Annotated in this window: 13 protein-coding genes; 11 read left to right on the top strand and 2 right to left on the bottom strand. The window is 72.1% G+C overall.

All coding sequences use genetic code 11. The features are described from left to right. Positions 1-8: 8 nt before the first annotated feature. The 11 genes from ACZ7L0_RS23090 (at position 9) to ACZ7L0_RS23040 (ending at position 21,412) form a co-directional block, all read left to right on the top strand. Positions 9-221: an MbtH family protein gene (locus ACZ7L0_RS23090; protein WP_471244402.1), complete on the top strand. Its 213-nt coding sequence runs from the start codon at positions 9-11 to the stop codon at positions 219-221. Beyond that, on the top strand, positions 218-5,188 hold the full coding sequence (locus tag ACZ7L0_RS23085) for an amino acid adenylation domain-containing protein (protein ID WP_471244401.1): 4,971 nt from the start codon (positions 218-220) through the stop codon (positions 5,186-5,188). Before ACZ7L0_RS23090 ends, ACZ7L0_RS23085 begins: the two co-directional genes overlap by 4 nt. After that, entirely contained in the window at positions 5,178-12,725 is a 7,548-nt protein-coding gene (locus ACZ7L0_RS23080) for an amino acid adenylation domain-containing protein (protein ID WP_471244400.1), read from the top strand. The genes ACZ7L0_RS23085 and ACZ7L0_RS23080 overlap by 11 nt, the downstream gene beginning before the upstream one ends. Before the next feature lie 84 nt (positions 12,726-12,809). Then, on the top strand, positions 12,810-13,784 hold the full coding sequence (locus ACZ7L0_RS23075) for a TauD/TfdA family dioxygenase (protein ID WP_471244399.1): 975 nt from the start codon (positions 12,810-12,812) through the stop codon (positions 13,782-13,784). Positions 13,785-13,798: 14 nt separating this feature from the next. Continuing rightward, positions 13,799-14,971, top strand: a complete 1,173-nt coding sequence (locus ACZ7L0_RS23070; protein WP_471244398.1) for a M20/M25/M40 family metallo-hydrolase — start codon at positions 13,799-13,801, stop codon at positions 14,969-14,971. Between the two features lie 23 nt (positions 14,972-14,994). After that, positions 14,995-15,558, top strand: coding sequence for an LOG family protein (locus ACZ7L0_RS23065; protein WP_471244397.1), 564 nt, complete (start codon positions 14,995-14,997; stop codon positions 15,556-15,558). Between the two features lie 29 nt (positions 15,559-15,587). Next, a complete protein-coding gene (locus tag ACZ7L0_RS23060; protein WP_471244396.1) occupies positions 15,588-16,691 on the top strand; it encodes an XdhC family protein in 1,104 nt (367 codons plus the stop codon). Positions 16,692-16,776: 85 nt separating this feature from the next. After that, positions 16,777-18,525, top strand: coding sequence for an amino acid adenylation domain-containing protein (locus tag ACZ7L0_RS23055; protein WP_471244395.1), 1,749 nt, complete (start codon positions 16,777-16,779; stop codon positions 18,523-18,525). After that, positions 18,522-19,796: an MFS transporter gene (locus ACZ7L0_RS23050; RefSeq protein ID WP_471244394.1), complete on the top strand. Its 1,275-nt coding sequence runs from the start codon at positions 18,522-18,524 to the stop codon at positions 19,794-19,796. The genes ACZ7L0_RS23055 and ACZ7L0_RS23050 overlap by 4 nt, the downstream gene beginning before the upstream one ends. 247 nt (positions 19,797-20,043) lie before the next feature. Beyond that, positions 20,044-20,697, top strand: a complete 654-nt coding sequence (locus ACZ7L0_RS23045) for a response regulator transcription factor (RefSeq protein ID WP_471244600.1) — start codon at positions 20,044-20,046, stop codon at positions 20,695-20,697. 1 nt (position 20,698) lies between these two features. Next, positions 20,699-21,412, top strand: coding sequence for a thioesterase II family protein (locus tag ACZ7L0_RS23040; RefSeq protein WP_471244393.1), 714 nt, complete (start codon positions 20,699-20,701; stop codon positions 21,410-21,412). Between the two features lie 25 nt (positions 21,413-21,437). Here the strand turns inward: ACZ7L0_RS23040 and exaC are convergent, their stop codons facing one another. Next, entirely contained in the window at positions 21,438-22,961 is a 1,524-nt protein-coding gene (exaC, locus tag ACZ7L0_RS23035) for an acetaldehyde dehydrogenase ExaC (protein WP_471244392.1), read from the bottom strand. Positions 22,962-23,055: 94 nt separating this feature from the next. Then, on the bottom strand, positions 23,056-24,324 hold the full coding sequence (locus tag ACZ7L0_RS23030) for a GAF domain-containing protein (RefSeq protein ID WP_471244391.1): 1,269 nt from the start codon (positions 24,322-24,324) through the stop codon (positions 23,056-23,058). Positions 24,325-24,352: the final 28 nt, after the last annotated feature.

Here is a 24,352-nt window from a genome sequence, read left to right as displayed (position 1 = left end):
GAGCAGAAGTGTCCGAGTCGAATTCCGAGCTCTTCCGGGTCGTGGTCAACCACGAGCTGCAGTACTCGATCTGGCCGCTGGGCCGCGAACTCCCCGCGGGGTGGAGCAGCGAGGGCGTCAGCGGCACGCGCGAGGTCTGCCTCGCGCACATCGAGGAGGTCTGGACCGATATGCGTCCGCTGAGCCTTCGTCTGCGCATGGCGCAGGAAGTCGGCTCATGACCGTTGAAGCCGCCGTGCCGAGCGTGCCGCACATCGCGGAGCCGCTGCTGCCGGAGCTGTTCTGGCGTCAGGTCGCCCTGACCCCGGACGCCATGGCCGTCAGCGACGGGGCCGAGGCCCTCAGCTACCGCGAGACCGGCGACCGCGTGCACGCCTTGGCAGTGCGGCTGCGTGAACTCGGGGTGGGCCCGGAGGCGATGGTCGGCATCCAGCTGCCGCGCTCGGCCCGGCTGGCGGTGGCCATGCTGGCCGTGGCGTCCTCCGGAGGCGCCTTCCTGCTGCTGGACGCGGATCATCCGGTGGAGCGCCGGACCGGTATGCTCACCACGGCCCGCGCCCAGGTGCTGATCTCCACCGAACCCCTCGAGGGCCCGTGGTCGGTGATCGGGCCCGACACGCTGCCGGCGAAGCCCGCCCGGCCGCTTACCGCGGTCCATCCCGACAACGCGGCGTACGTCGCCTTCACCTCGGGCTCGACCGGTACGCCCAAGGGCGTGGTCAACACCCACCGGGGCCTGGCGAACCGGCTGTGGGACGCGGTGCGCCGACACGAGGTCGGTCCCGGCGACCGGCTGCTGTCGGCGACGAACGCCGGGTTCGACCCGATCGTCTTCCAGATCTTCCTGCCGCTGGTCTGCGGCGCCACCCTGGTGCTCGCCCCCGACGGCGTCGAGCGCGACCCGGTCGGGCTGCTCCAGTTCATGCGCGAACAGCGGATCACCGCGCTCGAACTGGTCCCCTCGATACTGCAGTTGCTGCTCGACCAGCCGGAGGCGGCACAGGTCACCACCCTGCGCTGGCTCACCTCGGCGGGCGAGGCGCTGACCAGCGACCTGTGCGCCCGCGCCCTGACGGTCCTCGGCACCAGGGTCTGGAACGTCTACGGCCCGGCCGAGTGCGCCATCGGCGTCACCGACCATCCGTACGAGCCGTCCACCGCCCCCGGCGCGGTTCCGCTCGGCGGCCCGATCGACAACGTGCGGATCGTCCTGCTCGACAGGGACGGCGACAGCGCCGAGACCGGCGAGATCCATCTGGGCGGCGAGTGCGTGGGCCGCGGCTATCTCGGCGCCCCGGGGCTGACGGCGGACCGCTTCCGGCCCGACCCGGCCGGCCCGCCCGGCGCCCGGCTGTACCGCACGGGCGATCTGGCGCGGACCGGTGTGCACGGCGATCTGGAGTTCGCCGGCCGGATCGACAACCAGGTCAAGCTGGGCGGCGTACGGATCGAACCGGAGGGCGTCGAGGCGCTGCTGGCCGCCCACCCCCGGGTGGAGGCGGCAGCGGTCACCGTGGCCCCCGATCGCTGCGGCGGTCTGCGGCTGGTGGCCTTCGTCAAGGGGCCGCCCGACCACGACGAGCTGCGCGGTTATCTGCGCGCCCGGCTGCCCGACTCGCATGTGCCGTCCGTCTTCCAGCAGGTCGACGAGCTGCCCCTGACGGCCAACGGGAAGATCGACCGGGCGGCGCTCACCCTCACGGCGGACCCCCGGCGCGCCCCGTACCGTGCCCCGAAGACACCTGAGGAGATCCAGGTCGTCGAGATCTGGCAGGAGGTGCTGGGCGCCGAGCGGATCGGCTTGGACGACAACTTCTTCCAGCTCGGCGGGTATTCGCTGCTGCTGCTGCGGGTGGCGATGCGACTACGCAAGATCTCCGGCCGGACGGTGCAGGTGCGCCGGCTCTTCAACGCCGCGACACCGGCCGAGCAGGCCCGGCTGATCGGCCGGGTCACCCTGCCGACGGCAGTCGTCGAACCCGTGCCCCGCGACCGGCCGCTGCCGCTCTCCTTCGCCCAGCAGGACCTGTGGATCCTCGACCAGCTGAACCCGGGCGGCACCGAATACACGATGCCGATCATCATCCGGCTCGCGGAGGACCGGATCCCCGCCGTGATCATCGAGGGCGCGCTGCGCGACCTCGCCGCGCGGCACGAGATCCTGCGCACCCGCTACCGGTCCGTCAACGGCGACGTGTGCCAGATCATCGACAAGGACCGCCCGGTCGAACTCGGCGTGGTCCGGGTACCCGAGCACGAGCTGCCCGCGACGGTGGGCCGCGAGGTCGCCCGCGGCTTCGACCTCGCCGCCGGTCCGGTCTGGCGGGCCCTGCTCGTCCGGGTCGAAGACGGCGCGGACGCCCTGCTGCTGACCTTCCACCACATCGCCTCCGACGGCTGGTCGATGGTCGTGCTGCGACGCGAGCTCGACGAGCTGATCGCCGCCCGTCAGACGCGCCGCGAGCCCCTGCTGCCGGAGATGTCCGTGCAGTACGCGGACTTCGCGGTGTGGCAGCGCGAACGGGTCGGCGGCGGCGCCCTCGAAGAGCAACTGGCGTACTGGCGCCGCCAACTGGCCGGTCTGCCCACGCTCGACCTGCCGACCGACCGCCCCCGCCCCCCGATCCGGGACACCCGCGGCGCGGCCTTCGAGTTCGAGATCCCCGCCGTGATCATGCGGCCGGTGCTCGAAGCCGGCTGGCAGCGGGGCGCGACACCGTACGCGACGCTGCTCGCCGTCTACGCCACCCTGCTCTCCCGCTACAGCGGGCAAACCGACATCCCGATCGGCACCCCCCTGGCCGGCCGGCTGCGGGAGGAGACCGAGGGTGTCCTCGGCTGCTTCCTCAACACCGTGGTCATGCGCTGCGACGCCGCGGGCGACCCCGGGTTCACCGAACTGCTCGACCGGGTCCGCCGGACGGTCGCGGAAGCCCAGGACGCGCAGGAGGTGCCCCTCGCACAGCTGGTCCGCGAACTCGCCCCGGAGCGCGATCAGTCCCGCAACGTACTGGCCCAGGTCCTCTTCGACCTCCACGACGACGGCGTCACCTCGGTCGACGGCGGCAGGCGGGACACCGGGATGCTGCTCGACGCCTGGACGGGGTCGAAGGCAGACCTCAACCTGGTCGTCCAGATCCAGCCCGACCGCTCCTGCCTGGCCGTACTGGAGTACTCGACCGCCCTGTTCGACACCGAGACCGCCCACCGGCTGTCCGAGCACTTCACCCAGCTGCTGGCGAGCATCGGAGCCGACCCGCAGGCCCGCCTGCACGACCTGCCCATCCTGCCGGAGAAGGAGCGGGAGACGGTGCTGCGGAGCCGGAACCACCTCACCGCGGCCCGCCCCGAGCTCTGCGTACCCGAGCTGATCGCCCGGCAGGCGGCGGCCACCCCGGACGCGCCGGCTCTCCTCTGCGACACGGGCGACCTCACCTACGCCGAGCTCGCGGACCGCAGCGACCGGCTCGCCTCGCGGCTGCGCGGCCTCGGCGTGGGGCCGGAGTCGGTGGTCGGCGTCTGCCTGGAACGCGGCACCGACCTGGTGGTGTCGTTCCTCGCGGTGTGGAAGGCGGGCGCGGCGTATGTGCCGCTGGACCCGGACTTCCCCACCGAGCGGCTCGTGTACATGCTGACCGACTCCGGTGCGCGCTACGCGATCACGGACGCCGCCCACGCCGGTCTGCTGCACTCGGTGGTACCGCTCGTCCTGGACGCCCCCGCCGAGCGGGCCGAACTCGCCGCACAACCGCCCTTCGCGGCCACCGCCACGGACCCGGACTCGCTGGCCTACGTGATCTACACCTCCGGCTCGACCGGCCGGCCCAAGGGCGTCCTGGTCGACCACCGGGGCCTGCGGAACTATCTGATGTGGACCGTGGAGGGCTATGCCGGCTCCGGCCGCGGCGGCACCCCGCTGTTCTCGTCCACCGCTTACGACATGGTGGTGCCGGACCTCTACACGGCGCTGCTCATGGGGGAGCCGGTGGTGTTGCTGCCACCCGGCTTCGACCCGGCCGACCTGGGCCGGCTGCTCGCCGCCGCCGCGCCGTTCTCGTTCATCAAGCTGACGCCCGGACATCTCGATCTGCTGAGCGCCCAGCTCACCCCCGAGCAGGCCGCGGGTATCGCGGGGACGCTGGCGGTCGGCGCCGACGCCTTCCCGGCCGCGGTGCTCCACCGGTGGCTGCACAAGGCCGGACCCGACGGCCCGCGCCTGCTGAACGAGTACGGCCCCACCGAGATCTCGGTGGCCAACTCCACCTACCCGATCGAGAGCGCCGAGCAGCCGGAGGTACTGCCGATCGGCACACCCATCCCCAACACCACCATGTACGTGCTCGACGGCCAGGGGAACCCGGCTCCGATCGGCGTGCCCGGCGAGCTCCACATCGGCGGCACCGGTGTCGCCCGCGGCTACCGCAACCGGCCCGCGCTGACCGCCGAGAAGTTCGTCCCGGACCCGTTCTCCGCCGAACCCGGGCGCCGGCTGTACCGCACCGGCGACCGGGCCCGGCTCCTCCCCGATGGCAACGTCGAGTTCCTGGGCCGCCTCGACGAGCAGATCAAGCTGCGCGGCTACCGGATCGAACCGGGCGAGATCGTCGGCGTACTGACCTCGCGGCCCGAGGTCAGCGACGCGCTGGTGCGGGTCGAGAGCAAGGGCGCCACCAGCCGGCTCGTCGCCTACGCGGTCCCCGCCCCCGGCCACCACCCCGCACCCGCCGAGCTGCTGGAGCACTGCGCCGGCCTGCTGCCGGAGCCCATGGTGCCCGGCGCCCTGGTGCTGATCGACAAGATCCCCCTGAACGCCAACGGCAAGGTCGACTCCGCGGCCCTGCCGGCCGCCCCGGAGGAGGCGGCGGACGGCGACGCGGGACCGCGGGGGGAACTGGCGCGGGGGCTGACGAGGACGTGGTCGCACCTGCTCGGTTACGACGTGACGCCGGACGTCCACCGCACCTTCTTCCAGCTGGGCGGCGACTCGGTGCTCGCGTCGCGGCTCGTCGCGGCGATCGAGACCGACTACGGGATCAGGCTGCCGCTCCGGAGTGTCTTCGAGCACCCCACCGTCGCCGGCCTCGCCCGGCTCGTCGAAGAGCGGATCCGGGCGGACATCGCCGAGATGTCCGAGGCCGAGCTGAACCGGCTGACCACTTCGGATGAAGAGGACCGAGATGAGCACTGAGATCGAAGACCGCCGGCAGCAGCTGCTGCGGCGCCGGCTGGCCGGTGCCGAGCGGTCGCAGACGACCATCCCGCGGCTGGCCTCCTCGGCCGGGCTGCCGCTCTCCTTCGGTCAGCGCAGGCTGTGGTTCCTGGACCGCCTCGACCATCTGGCCGCCGACAACCTGGTGCCGATGGTGCTGCGGCTCACCGGGGAGCTGGACACCGGCGCCCTGGCCCGAGCCTGGAGCAGGCTCGTCCAGCGGCACCACATCCTGCGCACCCGCTACCGGCTGGCCGGCGAGGAGCCCGTACAGGAGATCGCCGCCGACGGCCCGCGGCTGGAGACGACCGATCTCAGCGCCACTCCCGATCAGGAGCGGGCGGCCGAGGAGCTGGCCGGACAGCTCGCCGCCCAGCCGCTGGCCGTGGCCGAGGGGACCAGCGCCCGGATCCACCTGCTGCGCCTGGCCGACGACCGGCACCTCCTCGTGGTGGTCTTCCACCACATCGCCTTCGACGGCTGGTCCGAGTCGCTGTTCTGGTCCGAACTGAGCGCTCTCTACCGGGAGGAGACCGGCACCGGACCGGCCGAACTGCCCGAGCAGCGGCTGCGGTACGCCGACTACGCCGCATGGCAGCGCCGACGCTTCGACGAGGGCGAGATGGCGGCCGCGACCGCCTACTGGAAGGACCGGCTGGCCGGGATCACGCCGCTGGAGCTGCCCGCGGACCGGCCCAGGCCGGACGTGCGCACCTCCAGGGGCGGGGCCCACCGGTTCGCCGTCCCCGCGGCGACGGCCGACTCGGTACGCGCCCTCGCCCAGGAGCACGGCACCACGCCGTTCGTCGTGCTGCTCACCGCCTTCCAGGCGCTGCTCGGCCGCTACACCGGACGCACGGACATCGCGGTCGGGGCGCCGGTCGGCAACCGGCTGCGGCCGGAGCTGCAGAACCTGATCGGCTTCTTCGTCAACACCCTGGTGATGCGGGCGCGCTGGTCCGGCGACCAGTCCTTCGCCGGACTGCTGCGGGACAACCGGCTCGCCGTGCTCGACGCCTTCGACCACCAGGAGGTCCCGTTCGAGTGGCTGGTGAACGAACTGGACCCGGGACGCGATCTCTCCCGCACCCCGCTGGTGCAGGCCATGTTCGGCTACCAGAACACCGGCGCGAGCGGCCCGGAGCTGCCCGGGGTGCGGGCCGAGGCCGTGGAGACCTCCTGGACCACCGCCAAGTTCGACCTGAACCTCCAGATCGTCGACGCGCCCGACGGCCCGCTGGACGCCGTACTGGAGTATTCCGCCGAGCTGTTCGACCCGGACACCGCCGCCCGGGTCGCCGCGCACTTCCTGCGGCTGCTGGACAGCGCCGCGACCGACCCGGACCGCCCGGTCGCCGCGCTGGAGTACCTCACCGACGACGAGCTGCACCGCTTCGTCGTCGCCCCCAACGACACCGCCGAGGACCGCCGTTGGGACGCCGTGCACACGCTCATCGCGGCGCAGGACCCGGCCGCCGTGGCCGTCGTCGCCGGTGAGCGCAGGCTGACCTTCGGCGAGCTCGAGCAGCGGGCCGCCCGGCTCGCCCGGCATCTCATCTCGCTCGGCGCCGGCCCGGAGTCCGTGGTCGGCGTCCATCTGGACCGATGCCCCGAGCTGGTGGTCGCACTGCTCGCGGTGCTCAAGTCGGGCGCCGCGTACGTGCCCGTCGACCCCACCCACCCCGCCGACCGCACCGCCCACGTCCTCGCCGACGCGGGCGCCCGGCTGGTCCTCAGCACCTCCGCGCGGGCCGCCGACCTCGCGCCCGCCGAGGACCGTACGACGGTCCTCGTGGACACCGTACGACTCGACGGCTACCCGGCCACGGACCCGGGCGTCGGCATCGACCCCGACAGCCTGGCCTACGTCATCTACACCTCCGGCACCACCGGACGCCCCAAGGGCGTCGAGGTCACCCACCGCGGCCTGGTCAACTACCTGCTGTGGAGCGCCGAGACGTACGCGCGGGCGCCGGGCGGCACCGCCCTGTTCTCCTCGGTGGCCTTCGACCTGGTGGTGCCGAACCTCTACACCGGCCTGCTGCTGGGCCGGCCCGTCACCCTGCTTCCCGCCGAGTTCGACCTGGCCGACCTCGGCCGGCTGCTGCTCGACGCCCGCCCGCTGAGCTTCCTCAAGCTCGCCCCCGGACATCTGGAGCTGCTGGCCGGGCAACTGGACGCGGAACAGCGCGCATCGGTGGCGGCCATGGTGATCGCGGCGGGCGACAGCTTCACCAGCACCCTCGTGGAGCGCTGGCGCGTCGACGGCGCCCGGCTGGCCTCCGAGTACGGCCCGACCGAGATCACCGTCGGCAACTCCTGCCAGGAGATCCCGGGCCCGATCGGCACCGACCTGGTCCCGCTCGGCAGCCCCATCCCCAACACCACGGCCTATGTGCTCGACGAGCAGCTCCGGCCGGTGGCGACCGGCGTGGTCGGCGAGGTGTACGTCGGCGGCGTGGGCGTGGCCCGCGGCTACCGCGGCCGGCCCGGGCCGAGCGCCGAGAAGTTCCTCCCGGACCCGTTCTCGGCCGTCCCCGGCGGACGCCTGTACCGCACGGGCGACCTCGCCCGGATGCTGCCGGGCGGCCACATGGACTTCGTCGGGCGCCGCGACACCCAGGTCAAGATCCGCGGCTACCGGGTCGAGCCCGGTGAGGTGCAGAACGCGCTCGACGAGCACCCGGCCGTCCACGCCTCGGTGGTCACCAGCCGCACCGACGGACCGTCCGGCACCGAACTGGTCGCCTACGCGGTGACCGACGACCCGGGCGCCGACCTGCTCGGCTTCCTGGCCGAACGGCTGCCCGCCTACATGATCCCCGCCGCGGTCGTCCGGCTGGACGAGATCCCGCTGACCAGCAACGGGAAGGTCGACCGCCGCGCGCTGCCCGCCCCCGGCCGAGGGGCGCGGCTCAGCTCGGAGTTCGTGGCACCGCGGCCGGGCACCGAGTCCGAGCTGGCGGCGCGTCTGCGCACCGTCCTCGGCACCGAGGCGATCGGCGCGCACGACAGCTTCTTCGAGCTGGGCGGCGACTCCATCCGCGCCGTGGCGCTGGTCGGCGCCCTGCGCGGGGACGGCTTCGACGTCTCGGTACGGGACGTCTTCGAGCACCGTACGGTCGCCCGGCTCGCCGCCGTTCTCGGCGAGCGCGGCCCTCAGCGCCTGGACGCCCCGCTGGTCGCCCCCTTCGAGCTGCTGACCGAGGCCGACCGCGAGCGGGTCCCGGAAGGCGTACGCGACGCCTATCCGCTCAGCCACGTACAGCTCGGCATGCTGTTCGAGATGCACGCGGCGGGAGGCGAGGGCAACTACCACAATGTGACCTCGTTCCGTATCCGCGACCCCCAGCCGTTCTCGGCGCAGAAGTTCCAGGCCGCGGTGGACCATGTGGTGGCCCGCCACGAGATCCTTCGCACGTCGATGGACCTCGACGGCTACTCGGAGCCGATCCAGCTCGTCCACCCCGACGCCCGGGTCACGGTGGACAGCCGCGACTTCTCCCATCTGCCCGCGGACGAGCAGGAGACCGAACTGCGGGCCCTGATGGCCCGCGAGCGCGGTCGGCCCTTCGAGCTCGACAAGCCCCCGCTGCTGCGGTTCTTCACCCGCAGCTACCGGGGTGGCTGGTGGCTGACCTTCACCGAGTTCCATCCCATCCTCGAAGGCTGGAGCTTCAGCTCCATGATCATGGAGGTGCTGAACCGCTACCGCGCCCTGTACGCGGGCACGGCCGGGGAGCCGCAGCCGCTTCCGGCGGTCCGCTTCGCCGACTTCGTGGCGCTGGAGCGCAGGGCGCTGGCCTCGCAGGCCTCCCGCGAACACTGGCGGGCGTCCGTGGCGGCGCACCCGAAGTTCACGCTGCCGAGCGCCTGGGGCTCCAGCACCGAGCCCCCCGGATCGATCCAGCAGACCCATGTCTGGTTCAGGGACCTCCAGGACGGGCTGAAGGCGCTGGCCAAGCACGCGGACGTACCGCTGAAGAGCGTGATGCACGCGGCGCATCTGAAGGTGATGAGCATGCTCACCGGCGAGCAGGCCTTCTCCAGCGGCCTGGTCTGCGACACCCGTCCCGAGGTGGCGGGCGCGGACAAGGTGTACGGGCTGTACATCAACACCGTGCCGTTCCCCTTCGAGCGGGGCGCGCGGACCTGGACCGAACTGGTCCGGCAGGTGTTCGAGACCGAGATCGGGCTGTGGCCGCACCGCCGGTTCCCGCTCGGCCAGATGCAGCGCGAGTTCGCCGGTGGCCGGCGACTGGCCGACGTGTACTTCAACTACCTCGACTTCCATGTGCTGGACACCGGGCTCATCGACGTCGAGACCAGCATCGACGACAGCCCGAACGAGTTCGGGCTCTCCGTGACCTCGCATCCCGGGCTGCTCGCCCTGATCAGCCGCCCGCAGGACGTGTCCGCCGAGAACCGGGAACGCCTCGGCGCCATGTACCGCGCGGTGCTGGAGGCGATGGTCCGTGACCCGGAGGGCGACGCGACGGCCGCCTGGCTGGCGGACGGCGACCGCGAGCTGGAGCTCTTCGCCCGCAACCGGACGGCGACCGACCACCCCGCGGCGACCCTGCCCGACCTCTTCGAGGAGCAGGTCCGCCGCACGCCGGACGCGGTCGCGATCCTGGACACCGACGGGCGCACGACCGCCTTCCGCGAGCTCGACGCGCGCGCGAACCGGCTCGCACACGTACTCGCCGGGCACGGCGTGGGCGCGGAGAGCTTCGTCGCCGTCAGCCTGCGCTCCGGCCCGGACATCCTGACCGCCCTGCTGGCCGTGGCGAAGGCGGGAGGTGCGTACGTACCGATCGACCCCGCCCACCCCGCCGACCGCTCCCGCTACATCCTCGACGACACGAAGGCCGACGTGCTGATCACGCAGGACTCCCTGCGGGACCGCTTCGCGCCCTACGACGGGACGGTGCTGTGCCTGGACGCCGACGCCGAGCGGATCGCCGCCGCGCCGTGCACACCGCCACGGCGGGATCTGACGCCCGCCAACCTGGTGTACGCCCTGTACACCTCGGGTTCCACCGGACGGCCGAAGGGCGTGCTGATCAGCCACGAGGGGCTGGTGAACTACCTGCTCTGGGCGGTCGAGGGGTACGGGCTGGACGGCGCCGACGGGGCGATCATGCTCGGCTCGGTCGCGTTCGACCTGTCCGTCCCGAACTTCTTCCTGCCGCTGATCGGCGGGCGCAGCGTCACCGTGCTCCCCCCGGAGCAGCGGCCCGAGACGCTGGCCCGGCTGCTCACCGGGCGGGCCGACTACAGCCTGCTGAAGATCACCCCGGCGCATCTGGACGTCCTGCGCTCACTGATCGGCGCCGACGGGGCGGTGGACTCGGTCCGCACGTTCGTCGTCGGCGCCGACGAGGTCAAGCCGGAGACCGTGGCGGCCTGGCGGAGCGTGGCCCCCGGCGCCCGGATCATCAACGAGTACGGGCCCACCGAAACGGTCGTGGGCTGCTCGGTCCACGTGATCCCCGAGGACTTCGACCCGTCGGTACCCGTGCCCATCGGCCACCCCATCGCCAACACCCGGATGTACGTGCTGGACGCCGCGCTCCAGCCGGTGCCGGTCGGGGTGGCCGGCGAGCTGTACATCGGCGGGACCGGTGTCGCCCGCGGCTACCTGGGCAAGGCGGCGCTCACCGCCGAACGCTTCCTCCCGGACCCGTACGCCCCCGGCCCGGGAGCCCGGTTCTACCGCACCGGCGACCTGGCCCGCCGCCGCCCCGACGGCGAGCTGGAGTTCCTCGGCCGCGTCGACAACCAGGTCAAGATCAGGGGCTACCGGATCGAACTCGGCGAGATCGAGGCCGTGCTCCTCACCCACCCGGAGGTCAGCGAGGCCGTCGTGACCGCCCGTGAGGACACCCCGGGCATCCGGCGGCTGGTGGCCTACGTGGTGGCGGCCCCCGGCGCGCGGCCCGCACCGCCGACACTGCGTGCCCATCTCTCCGCCGCGCTGCCCGAGTACATGGTGCCCGCGGTCTTCGTCGAGCTCGACACGATGCCGCTGAGCCCGGCGGGCAAGGTCGACCGGAAAGCGCTCCCGTCGCCGGAGGCGGCCGAGTCGGCGGCCATGGCCGCGGGGTACGTGCCACCGCGCAGCACGACGGAGCATGTGCTGGCGGCGATCTGGGCCCAGGTCCTGGACCGGGAACGGGTGGGCGTGCACGACGAGTTCACCCGCCTCGGCGGCGACTCGATCACGGTCGTCCGGATGGTCGCCCAGGCCAAGCTGACCGGCCTGATGCTCACTCCGCGGATGGCGATGACCCATCAGACGGTGTCGGAGCTCGCCGCCGCCCTCGACGCGGCGAAGGCGGCGGGACCGGCGCGGGCCGGGGACTGGACGGCGCGGGTCCGGGCGGCGGCGCGCGGCTCGAAGAGGAGCCGGCTCCGACTGGGGCCGGACGACGGGATCCGGGAGCTGCTGGCCGCCCGCGGCATTCCCGCCGTCAGCGTCGCCCTGATCGACGGCGGGGAGATCTCCGGCACCTGGCAGCTGGGTGAGACACGGGCCGGTTCCGGCACGGCCGTCGGCGAACGCACCGCCTTCCAGGCCGGGTCGGCGAGCAAGACTGCGGCGGCCACCGTCGCGCTCGCCCTGGCGACCCAGGGGCGGCTCGACCTCGACGCGGACATCGCAACGTACCTGCGCACCCTGCGCATCCGTGACATCCACGGGGACGAGGCCCGGATCACCGTTCGGCAGCTGCTCAGCCACAGCGCGGGACTGCCCATCCACGGCTTCACCGACTTCCACCCCGAGACACCGGTGCCGGCCCTGGGCGACGTACTGGAGCGGCGGGTGCCCAGCGAGAAACCGGCCCTGGTCGTGGACCCGCTGTTCGCCGGGCTCACCAGCTATTCGGCCGCCAACTTCGCCGTACTGCAGCAGGTGCTCACCGATCTCACCGGCGAGCCGTTCGACGAGCTGGCCCGGCGGCTGGTCCTGGAGCCGCTCGGACTGGTGGACAGCAGCTTCGCCCAGGACCATCCCGCACGGGCCGAAGTGCCGGTGGCCTGGGGCCACGACGCGGACGGGCGGCCCCTCGACGGCGGTCGGCGCGTCATCCTGGAGCAGGCCGCGGGCGGACTGTGGTCCACCCCGGTGGACTTGGCCCGGCTGATGCTGTCGGTGCGTACGGCGGCGCTCGGGCTCGGCCCCGGGGTGCTCGGCACCGGGCCGGCCCGCGACATGCTCACCGGCCATGCGGACTTCGACTACGGGCTCGGCATGATGACCGACCGCCACGGCCAGTGGTTCGGGCATTCGGGATCGACCAAGGGCACGGTCGTGATGGCCGTGGTCGGCGTGCGGTCGGGCCAGGGCCTGGCCATCGCGACGAACAGCGCCGACGGGGCCGAGGTCATCGCACGGCTCACCCGGACCGCGTCCCGTACCGGCCCCGAACTCGCGTGGATGGAAGGCATCCACCGCTACATGCACCTCTACGGCTACATACATGGCCGGGGGCCGGACCAGCCGTCCTGACGTCACGCCCGGCACGCCGACCGAGGTAACCGCCCCGCCGTCGGCCCACCTTGCTCAATCGGATCAAGAGAGGGCACAAAGACCGTGGCTGTAAGCCTGGACATCCACATAGCCGAATCGGGCGCACTCGTGCTCGACGAGGCCGAGCGGGCGGACGTCGAGCGGCTCGTCAAGCGCCTCGCCGAGACTCCGCCACGGCTGGTCGACCACCCCAAGTGGCTCGCCGCCGCACGCGATCACTCCTGCTGTCTGCCGGGCCGCCTGCTGGAGGAGCTCCGGCGCTTCCGCAGCGATCCCGGCCCCCGGGGCTGCCTGCGGATCAGCGGGCTGCCGGTCCGGCCGGACCGGCCGACCCCCATCGAGGCCGGGTCCGTGGAACGCGACGCGACCCCGTCGGCCGCCCTGCTGGCGCTCAGCGTGCTGCAATTGGGCGAGATGATCGCCTTCCGCCGGGAGAAGGCGGGGGCGCTGGTGCAGAACGTGGTGCCCGTGCCGGGCCAGGAGTTCCAGCAGAGCAACGCCGGGTCCCGGCCGCTGCAGATGCATGTGGAGAACGTGCACCTGGAGCACCGGCCGGACTTCGTGTCGCTGCTGTGCCTGCGCAACGACCACGAAGGCCGGGCCGGACTGCGGATCGCGTCGATACGCGAGGCCCTGCCCCTGGTCGGGCCGGAGCACCGCACCGTCCTGGCCGAACCCCGCTTCCGGTCCACCCCGCCGCCCTCGTTCGCGGCCGGCCGGGACCCGGTGCACGCGGTGCTGTACGGGGCGGACGAAGACCCCGACATCCGGGTCGACTTCGCCAACACCCATCCGCTCGACGCCCGTGCCGCCGCGGCGATGGCCGAACTCCGGCAGGCCATCGAGACCGTGCAGACGGACCTGGTGCTCGCCGCGGGCGACCTGGTCGTCGTGGACAACCGGATCACCATGCACGGACGGTCGGCCTTCGTGCCGCGCTACGACGGCGAGGACCGCTGGCTGCAACGCGCGTTCGTGCACATCGACCACCGGCGCACACGCGCTCTGCGGGTCGGCGACGGCAACGTCTTGAGTTGATTGGAGGCAGTGTCGTGAACTCACTGCGGATCTCAGAGCGTCGCCTCCTCGACGACCTGGAGAAGCTCGCCACCTTCGGCGGGCGGGAGGACGGTGGCGTGGACCGGGTGGCGGGCTCGGCCGCCGACCTGGCCTCGCGGGTCTGGCTGGCGGACCGGATCTCCGCCGCCGGGCTGTACGCCTGGACGGACGAGGTCGGCAACGTCTTCGGACGGCAGGCGGGATCGACCGGGCCCTGGCTGCTGACGGGATCGCACACGGACACCGTGCCGGTCGGCGGCCGGCTGGACGGCGCGTACGGCGCCATCGCGGCCGTCGAAGTGCTCAGGACCCTGCACGAGTCCGGCCATCCGGCGGCGGCGGCGATCGAGGCGGTCGGCTTCTGGGACGAGGAAGGCGTCCTGCCCACGTCGAACGGCGGACTGGTCGGCTCCAGCGCACTGGTGGAGTCCGGGCACATCGAGGAGATCAGCGGCTTCATCGAGCTCCACATCGAGCAGGGGCCCCGGCTGGAGGAACAGGGCAGGACGCTGGCGGCGGTGGAGGGCATCGTCGGGATCGACCGCTATCTGCTGGTGGTCCGGGGCCAGGCCAACCACGCCGGAACCACCCCGATGAACGTACGCGCCGACGCGGGACGCGCGGTCTCCAAGATCGCCGCGTATCTGTGGGAGACGGCGTACGAGGTCGACGAGTCCATGGTGGTCAACGTCGGTGCGATGCAGCTGTATCCGGGCGCGCCGAACGTGGTGCCGGGGGAGGCGCATCTGACGGTGGAGTTCCGTGCCCAGTCGGAGCTGTCGCTGCTGCGCGCGGTGGAGCGGACCCAGGCGCTCGTCCGGCGGATCGGTGCCGAGCAGGGCTGCTCCGTGGAGCTGTCCCGGCTGTCGCACAAACCCGTGGTGCGCTTCGACGACAGCTACGTCGACCGGATCCACGAGGTGTGCGTCCGGCACGCCCCGTCGGCGGGGCGCCTGATGAGCTACGCCGGGCACGACGCCTCGGCGCTGAGCACCAGGGTGCCCACCGGCATGATCTTCGTCCCCAGCACCGCGGGCATCAGCCACTCGCCCGTGGAGCGGACGCCCGACGAACACCTCATCCTCGGGGCCCAGGTGCTGCTCGATCTCCTGGTGGAGATCGAATCGTCCCGTTCGAGGCCCCTCGCGATCCATTCGGAGTGCTGATGGCCGGTTTTCGGAGAGTCAGTGTGTTCTGCGGCGCGCGCCCGGCCAAGGAGGAGTACCTCGACCTCGCGCGGGAGACCGGCCGCTGGCTCGGGCGCCGGCGGATCGGCCTGGTGTACGGCGGTGGGGGGACGGGGCTGATGGGCGCCGTGGCCGAGGCCGCCCTGCGCTCCGGCTCGTACGTCACCGGTGTGGTGCCCCATCACCTGCTGAGCCTGGAGGGCAGGGAGCCCGCGGGGGTCGAGGTGATGGTGGTCGGCACCATGCATGAGCGCAAAGCCCTGATGTACCAGCTCGCGGACGCCTTCGTCGCGCTGCCCGGCGGACTGGGCACGGCCGACGAGCTGATGGAGATCGCCACGTGGGCCAAGCTGGGCCTGCACACCAAGCCGGTGTTCGTCCTCAACCACGGCGGCTTCTTCGACGGTCTGCTCGCCTGGGTCGATCTGGCGGTGCGCGAGGGGATGACGAGCGACCGGGACCGGGCGCTGATCAGGGACGTGCCGTCGCTCGACGCGCTGGAGGACATCTTCTCCCCGCACGTCCCCCTGCCCATGGCCCAGGTGGCACCCACCGTCCCCGGCTGACAGCCCCTCCTGAGCGGAGTTGACACAGCATGTTCGACATCGCCGCCGAACTGCATCAATGGTGCGGACAGGGACGTGACTTCGCCCTCGCCACGGTCGTGGCCGTCGACGGGCCCGCCCCCCGGCAGCCCGGCGCGGCGCTCGCGGTCGACACCGACGGCACCGCGCTCGGCAGCCTGCCCGGCGCGGGTGCGGAAGACGCCGCCCACGTCCTGTGCCGGAAGGCGCTCGAAACGGGCGAGACCGTGCTGGAGCGCTTCGGCGACTCCGGCGACGGCGTCATCGACATCCTGGTGACTCCCGTGCGCCTGACGGACCCGGCCCGGCCGATCGTCGCCGCATGCGTCGCCGCGGCGGCAGCGGGAGAGTCCGTGGCGGTCGCACGGGTCACCGAAGGCCCGGCCGGCCTGCTCGGCCGGGCGCTGCTGGTACGGGCTGACGGTGCGTACGACGGGACCCTCGGCGAGGGCGCCGCGCTGGACGCGACCGCGGCCCGCGAGGCGGCGGCGCTGCTGGCCCTGGGCCGCACGCGAAGCGTGGTGATCGAGGCGGACGGAAGCCGCGACCGGCAGCCGGTCGTGCTCCTGGTCGAGTCCTGCGTGCCGGCGCCCCGCATGATCGTGTTCGGGGCGATCGACCCCGCCTCGGCACTGGTCCGCATCGGCAAGTCCCTCGGCTACCACGTCACCGTGTGCGACGCCCGCCCGGCGTTCGCCACCCGCGGCCGTTTCCCGGAGGCGGACGAGATCGTGGTCGACCGGCCGCACCACTACCTCGACTCGACCCGCACCGACGGCCGGACGGTCCTGTGCGTCCTCACCCATGATGACACCTTCGACGTGCCCGTGCTGACCCGCGCCCTGAAACTGCCGGTGGCCCACGTCGGCGCCATCAGCCCGCCCCTGCAGCGGCTGCGGGAGGCCGGCACGACGGAGCTCGAACTCACCCGGCTGCGCTCGCCGATCGGCCTCGGCGCCCGGACGCCCGAGGAGGCCGCCTTCTCCTTCGCCCGCGACATCGTCGCCGACCGCCATGGCGGCTCCGGCACACCGGTCCACTTCAGCGGTGCGGAGGGCGCCGATCGGTGGCGTCTGTACGGGCTGACACCGGCCGCCCGCGCGGGCTGGCGATGAGCGCGGCGCTCCGGCCTCGTGCCACCCGCGGCTCGCGGCGCGAAGCCGCCACCCACATGCGACTCAAGCTGCCAGAGGAGCGACAATGAATGACCTCAGTATCATGGCCCGGTTCCGCTGGTGCTGCGAGAAGTTCGGCGACCGGGAGGCCCTGAGCGACGAGCGCGGATCCCTGACCTACGCCGAGCTCAAGGCCCGGGCCGACCGTCTCGCGGGGCGGCTCGTCGAGCGGGGCGTGCGCGCGGGTGACGTCGTCGGCGTCCTCACCACGCGATCGGCCGACGGCATCGTCGCCCTGCTGGCGGTGCTCACGGCCGGGGCCGCCTATCTGGCCCTGGACACCCGCTACCCCGCCGCCCGCACCGAGTTCATGCTGCGCGACTCGAAGGTGCGCCTGGTGATCACGCAGCGCGAGCCGGCCGGTGACCTCCCCGACGACATCGCCACCGTACTCGTCGACGACCGGGCCTCGTCCACGCGGGCCGTGGAGAACGCCTCCGGCGAGGATCTGGCCTATGTGGCCTACACCTCGGGGTCGACCGGGACCCCCAAGGGCGTGATGGTCCCGCACCGGGGCGTGGTGCGGCTCGTCGTCGACCCGGACTTCGCCGAGATCACCCCCGACGACGTCCTCCTCCAGATCGCCCCGGTGGCCTTCGACGCCTCGACGTACGAGATCTGGGGCGCGCTGCTCAACGGGGCGCGGCTGGTCGTCGCCCCCGCCGGGGACCTCTCCCTCGCGGAGATCACCGGATTCATCCGGGCCTCGGGCATCACCGTGCTGCTGCTGACGACGGGTCTGCTGCACCAGGTCGTGGACTACGGGCTCGACGACCTGAAGAAGGTGAAGTACCTGCTGACCGGTGGTGACGTCCTGTCCGTCGACCACTCCAACCGCGCGGTCGCGGCCCTCCCCGGCACCGTAGTGGTCAACGGCTACGGTCCCACCGAGAACACCACCTACACCTGCTGCCACGCCTTCGACAGCCCGATCCGCACCCCCTCCGTGCCCATCGGCCAGCCCATCAACGGCACCACGGTCAAGGTGCTGGACGCCGACCTGAGGCCTGTCGCCCCGGGCGGGACGGGCGAGTTGTACACGAGCGGCCTGGGGCTGGCCCACGGTTATCTGGGCCGGCCGGCGCTCACTGCCGAGAAGTTCGTGCCCGACCCGGACGGGCACGGCGCCCGTATGTACCGCACCGGCGACATCGTGCGGCGAACCGAGCCGGAGATCGAGTTCCTGGGAAGGGCCGACCGCCAGGTCAAGATCAGGGGGTTCCGGATCGAACTGGGGGAGATCGAGGCCGCGTTCGCGGGCCTGCCCGCCGTCGCCCAGTACCACGTCACCAAGGCCGCGACCGCGACCGGCGGCCACACCGTCCACGCCGCCGTCGTGCTGCGCAAGGACCACCGGCACACGACGCTCATGGAACTGCGCCGGTCGCTCGCCGATGTACTCCCGTCCTACGCCGTGCCGTCGCTGATCACCGTCCTCGACGCCTTCCCGCTGACCGCCAACGGCAAGGTGGACGGCGCCGTGCTGGCGGCCCGGACCAAGGGCAGGAACCCGCAGCTGATGAGCGAGTACCGCGCCCCGGCCTCGCCGGCCGAACAGGCCGTGGTGAACCTCTGGGCCGACCACTTCGGCGTCGAGGGCATCGGCGCGGACGACGACTTCTTCGAACTGGGCGGGCACTCGCTGCTCGGCGTGAAGATCATCGCGGAGCTCCACCGTGAGTTCGGCATCGACATCTCCCCCCGGGACTTCTACTTCAACCCGACCCCCGCGGGCATGGCCCAGCTGATCGACTCCCGGGCAGCGGCGGCATGAAAGCCGGACCGAAAGGCGGCACATCGACGCTGCTGCCCGTCCTGGCGGCGAACGCGCTCTCGGTGGCCGGTACGCGGCTCACCGCCATCGCCATCCCCTGGCTCGTGCTGACCACCACGGGCTCCGCCACCAAGACCGGCATCGTGGCCGCGGCGGAACTGACCCCGCTCGTCATCGCCAAAGCGGCCTGCGGTCCGGTCATCGACCGCCTCGGCTCGCGCCGCGTCAGCTGCTACGCCGACCTCTGCAGTGCGGCCACGGTCGCCCTCCTGCCCCTGCTGCACGTGACCGGCGCGCTGACCTTCCCCGTCCTGCTGGTGCTCGTCGCCGTCGCCGGGGTGACCAGGGGGCCGGCCGACACCTCGAAGTTCACCCTGGCTCCGGACATCGCGGACGCGACCGGACTGCCGCTGGAGCGGGTCACGGGGCTGGTGAGCGCCACCGAGCGGACCGCGATGATCGTCGCGCCCGCCATGGCGGGCGCGGTCATCGGGGTGACCGGGCCGGTCAACGCGCTGCTGGTGGACGCGGCGTCCTTCCTGGTGTGCGCGATCACCGTCGCCCTCTGCGCCCCGGGTCGCGAGCGGCCGGCCGAGGCCGCCGAACAGGAGGCGTATCTCAGCCAATTACGCGGCGGCTGGTCGTTCATCGTGTCCAGCCCCATGGTGCGGTCGCTGGTCGCGATGATCAGCGTGACGAACATGATCGACTCCGCGTACAGCGCGGTCCTGCTTCCCGTGTGGATACACGACCACGGTCACGGGGCTTTCGAACTCGGCCTGATCGGATCGGCCTTCTCCGTGACGGCAGCCCTCGCCGCGGTCCTGGCGGCGCTCTACGGCGAGCACGTGCCCCGAAGACTGGCATTCCTGCTCGGTTTCTTCCTCGGCGGGGTACCGCGCCTCGTCGCGCTGGCACTGGGCGCGCCTTTGTGGCTGGTGATCGGTACCACCCTGGTCGGCGGTTTCGGATCGGGCTTCATCAATCCGATCCTCAGTGCCGTCTTCGTCGAGCGGATTCCGCGTGAACTGCTGGGCCGGGTGAGTTCCCTGGCGGAAGCCGCCGCCTGGGCGGGCATGCCCCTCGGCGGAATCCTCGCCGGTTCGATGATCACCGCCGTCGGACTGGCACCGGTGCTGCTCACGGCCGGAGGGGTGTATCTGGTCGCCGTCGTGGTGCCGGGGCTGCTCCCGCAATGGAACGAGATGGCACGCGTTCCCGCACCGGCTCCCGCCGGGCGGGAGGAGGAGAAGAGCCTCGACACGACGTAGCGGTGAGGGAGCACGTTACGGAAAAGAGCCCGCCCGGAGCCTGTCTCGGCACCCGCGGCGGGCTCTTCGCGGTGGGCTCTTCGCGGTGGGCGATCGTCCAGCGATAGGGCGGCGATAGGGCCGCGCCGAAAGATACTCGAAGGGCTCCGCGCCCTCCCGCACAACGCTGATCGGAGCGATCCGACCCGCTTCTTCCGCCCCGCGATCCAGCCGCTTGATGCCATCTAGGGAGACTGATGTGACAGGGATGAGCGTCGTGCTCGTTGCGGAGGACGCCTTCGTCCGCAACGGGATCAGATCGATCCTCGGCAGCGAACCATCGGTCAAGGTCGTCGGGGAAGCGGCGAACATGAGTCAGGCCTGCCGGTTCGGCGCCCAGCTGGATCCGGCGCTCTTCGTCGTCGACGTACCCGTGATCAAGGACGCGGACTTCCTGCTGGGGCAGGTCAGGCAGCTGGCGGCGGCGGCGCGCAGCGGACCGGCCTCGGTGCTCATCCTCGGTTCCGACATCAGCCACATGGACCTGGACGTGCTCAGGCTCGGCGGCTGCGCGATCATGCGCCGACAGGTGGCCGCAGGTGAACTGGCTTCCGCCGTACGTCTGCTGGCGTCCGGCTATCTGCCGGTCGAACGCACACTCGTGCAGCGGCTCGCCCACAACGTTCCGAGGATCGGCGCGCTACCGACACTGACCGAGCGCGAGCACGAGGTACTCCGCCTGCTGGCCAGGGGGATGTCCAACGCGGAGATCGCCACCGCGCTCTGCGTCGCCGGTTCCACGGTCAAGTCGCACGTCCAGGAGATATTCAGCAAGTTGGGCCTGCGTAACCGGGTTCAGGCCGTCATCTTCGCCTACGAATCGGCCGCCGCCGCGTCGGTGGCCGGGAGAATGGGAGCCTGACATGAGTGGTAACTGGCTGCTGCGCCGGCCCCAGTCGGACCCCGTCGGACGTCTCCTGTGCTTCCCCTACTCCGGTGTGGGCGCGTCGATGTTCAGCCGGTGGCCCGAGGAGATCGACGGCATCGAGGTCTGCCCCATCCAGCCGCCCGGACGGGAGAACCGCTCCCGCGAGCCGCACTACGGCAGTTACGAGCGGCTCGCCGTGGAACTCGTCGAGTACCTGGAGCCGTATCTGGACCGGCCCTTCGCGTTCTTCGGCCACTGCGCCGGCGCCCTGCCGGCCTTCGAGACCGCCCACCGCCTCGCCGACATCGGCCTCCCGGCCCCGGCACGGCTCTACGTATCGGCGCAGGTGGCTCCGCACCACTGCCCGTACGACCGGTATCTCGGCCTGGACGAGGACCAGTTGCGCGCGGAGATGTGCAACCTTGTGACCATGCGCGGCGGCGTCCCCCATCCGGTCCTGATCGACCTCGCGCTCGAAGTCCTGCACAAGGACCTGGAGGTGAACCGGCTGTACAGGCGCCCGGCTCCGGTGACCGTGCAGAGCCCGATCTCGGTGCTGCACTGGACCGAGGACGCGGAGATCCGCCTCGGGCAGATGGACGGTTGGCGGCACTACTCACCGGAGGTGGAGTACGTCCCGCTGCCCGGCGGCCACTTCGACTTCCTGTCGGCTCCTGGGCTCCTGCTGAAGACTCTCTCGTTCCTGTGAATGGTCGGGCGCCGGGCTTCGGTGTCTAGAAGAAGCCCAGCTTCTTCGGCGAGTACGACACCAGCAGGTTCTTCGTCTGCTGGTAGTGCTCCAGCATCATCTTGTGCGTCTCACGCCCGATCCCGGACTGCTTGTAGCCGCCGAACGCCGCGTGTGCGGGATACGCGTGGTAGCAGTTCGTCCAGACCCGGCCCGCCTGGATGGCGCGGCCGGCGCGGTAGGCCGTGGTGGCGTCGCGGGTCCAGACGCCGGCGCCGAGGCCGTAGAGGGTGTCGTTGGCGGTCTTGATGGCGTCGTCGAAGTCGTCGAAGCCGGTCACGGAGACGACGGGGCCGAAGATCTCCTCCTGGAAGATCCGCATGCGGTTGTCGCCCTCGAAGATGGTCGGCTGGACGTAGTAGCCGCCCTTCAGCTCGCCGTCGTACTCGATGCGTTCGCCGCCGGTGAGTACCTTGGCGCCTTCCTGCCGGCCGACGTCCAGGTAGGAGAGGATCTTCTCCAACTGATCGTTGGAGGCCTGGGCGCCGATCATCGTGTCGGTGTCGAGGGGGTGGCCGGGCTTGATCTGCCGGGTGCGGGCGACGGCGGCGTCGAGGAACTCGGCGTAGTGGCCGCGCTGGACCAGCGCCCGGGAGGGGCAGGTGCACACCTCGCCCTGGTTGAGCGCGAACATCGTGAAGCCTTCGAGCGCCTTGTCGCGGAAGTCGTCGTCGTGCGCCCAGACGTCGTCGAAGAAGATGTTCGGCGACTTGCCGCCGAGCTCCAGCGTGACCGGTTTGATGTTCTCGGAGGCGTACTGCATGATCAGCCGCCCCGTGGTGGTCTCACCGGTGAACGCGACCTTCGCGACCCGCGGGCTGGACGCCAGCGGCTTGCCCGCCTCCACACCGAAGCCGTTGACGATGTTGACCACACCCGGGGGCAGCAGGTCGGCGATCAGGCTCATCCAGTAGTGGATGGAGGCCGGGGTCTGCTCGGCGGGCTTGATGACGACCGCGTTGCCCGCCGCGAGCGCCGGGGCGAGCTTCCAGACCGCCATCAGGATCGGGAAGTTCCAGGGGATGATCTGCGCGACCACGCCGAGCGGTTCGTGGAAGTGGTACGCCACGGTGTCGTCGTCGATCTCGCCCAGCGAACCCTCCTGCGCGCGGATCGCCCCCGCGAAGTACCGGAAGTGGTCGATGGCCAGCGGGATGTCGGCGGCCAGCGTCTCGCGCACCGGCTTGCCGTTCTCCCAGCTCTCGGCGACCGCCAGGGGTTCGAGGTAGGCCTCCATACGGTCGGCGATCTTCAGCAGGATGTCGGAGCGCTCCGTCACCGACGTACGGCCCCAGCCGGGCGCGGCCGCGTGCGCCGCGTCGAGCGCCCGCTCCACGTCCTCCGCGGTGCCGCGCGCGATCTCCGTGAACGGCTGCCCGTTCACCGGGGAGGGGTTCTCGAAGTACTGACCGCGAGCCGGCGGCACGTACTCGCCGCCGATGAAGTGGTCGTAGCGCGCCTGGTAGGAGACGATCGCGCCCTCGGTGCCGGGTGCCGCGTAACGGGTCATGCTGGTCTGCCTCCCGGTGAAGCGCTGCCCGCCGTTGGGCAGCTCCCGGCGCGAGGGTAGGAAGCGAAACGTTGCGACCACGTTGCGCGGCCGGTCAGCGTGGCGCCCGGTGTGCGGGGGCCGCCAGTTCCGACTCCAGCGCCGTGAGCCGCGCCCGTACCGCCGCCGTCGGACGCACCGCCGCGAGCGCCCGCCATACCTCCAGGTCGTCCTCGCCCCAGGGCGCGTGCGCCCAGTCCGCGAGCAGATCGGGGTCGCGGCGGGCGATCAGCACGGCCCGCAGCCCCTCGTCCAGGCGACGCCGCAGCCGCACCACCGCCGGAGCCTGGGAGGCGGGCAGCAGGGGACCCGTGTACGCCGCGGCCGCCGAGGTCACGGCGCCCGACCGCAGCCGCCGTTCGACTACGGCGACGTCCGACTCGACCGGAGCCGTCAGCCGGTACGGGCGGGACGCCAGCAGCCCCGGTCCCAGGAGCCGGCGCAGCCGGGCCAGTTCGGCGCGCAGCGTCACCGGCGTCACCGCCTCGTCCTCGTACAGCGCGCACAGCAGTTCGTCGCCGGTCAGGCCCTCGGGATGGCGGGCGAGCAGCACCAGCAGCTCACTGTGGCGACGGCTGAGCATGATCCGGCGCCCGTCCAGCCGGAGCATGGCCTCGTCGCGGCCCAGCGCGGTCAGCGCGGGCGCCTCGTCGGCGGGGCGCGGCGGGACGAGCAGCGCCAGCTGCGACTCGGCGGCGCGCGCCACTGCCTGTACGAAGCCCAGGCTGTGCGGGTGCGCCAGCCCGTCGCCGCCGGTGATGTCCAGCGCGCCCAGCACCCGGCCGGTGTGCGGATCGTGCACCGGCGCGGCGGCGCAGGTCCACGGCTGCACCCGCCGGATGAAGTGCTCCGCCGCGAACACCTGCACCGGCCGGTCCACGGCGACCGCCGTGCCCGGCGCGTTCGTCCCGACCGCGGTCTCCGCCCAGCGCGCGCCCGGCACGAAGTTCATCCGGTCCGCCCGGCGCCGGGTGGCCGGATGGCCCTCGACCCACAACAGCCTGCCGTGCGCGTCGCACACCGCCAGCAGATGCTCGCCGTCCGCGGCGAACGGCCCCATCAGCTCCCGGACCAGCGGCATCACCCGGGCCAGCGGGTGCTCCGCGCGGTAGGCGCCCAGGTCACCGTCCGTCAGCTCCACGCTGGCGGTGCCCTCCGGACCGACGCCCGCCCGCGCGCTGCGCCGCCACGAGTCCGCCACCACCGACCGCACCGGCCGCGGCACGGTACCCGCCGTGGTGAACGTCTCGTGCGCCCGGCGCAGCACCCGGACGCGCTCGGCGGGGTCGGCCCCGGGCTCCAGGGCCACCCACGGATCGGACAACTCGGCCTCCCGGAGGGCGATGCGGCTG

Source organism: Streptomyces sp. NPDC039424 (assembly GCF_055639495.1).
This window is presented reverse-complemented; position numbering and strand designations above follow the sequence as displayed.

Coding starts and splice junctions, on each gene's coding strand:
- ACZ7L0_RS23085 (WP_471244401.1), top strand. CDS start 218: ATGACCGTTGAAGCCGCCGTGCCGAGCGTGCCGCACATCGCGGAGCCG.
- ACZ7L0_RS23080 (WP_471244400.1), top strand. CDS start 5,178: ATGAGCACTGAGATCGAAGACCGCCGGCAGCAGCTGCTGCGGCGCCGG.
- ACZ7L0_RS23060 (WP_471244396.1), top strand. CDS start 15,588: ATGTTCGACATCGCCGCCGAACTGCATCAATGGTGCGGACAGGGACGT.
- ACZ7L0_RS23055 (WP_471244395.1), top strand. CDS start 16,777: ATGAATGACCTCAGTATCATGGCCCGGTTCCGCTGGTGCTGCGAGAAG.
- ACZ7L0_RS23050 (WP_471244394.1), top strand. CDS start 18,522: ATGAAAGCCGGACCGAAAGGCGGCACATCGACGCTGCTGCCCGTCCTG.
- ACZ7L0_RS23045 (WP_471244600.1), top strand. CDS start 20,044: ATGAGCGTCGTGCTCGTTGCGGAGGACGCCTTCGTCCGCAACGGGATC.
- ACZ7L0_RS23040 (WP_471244393.1), top strand. CDS start 20,699: ATGAGTGGTAACTGGCTGCTGCGCCGGCCCCAGTCGGACCCCGTCGGA.
- exaC (WP_471244392.1), bottom strand. CDS start 22,961: ATGACCCGTTACGCGGCACCCGGCACCGAGGGCGCGATCGTCTCCTAC.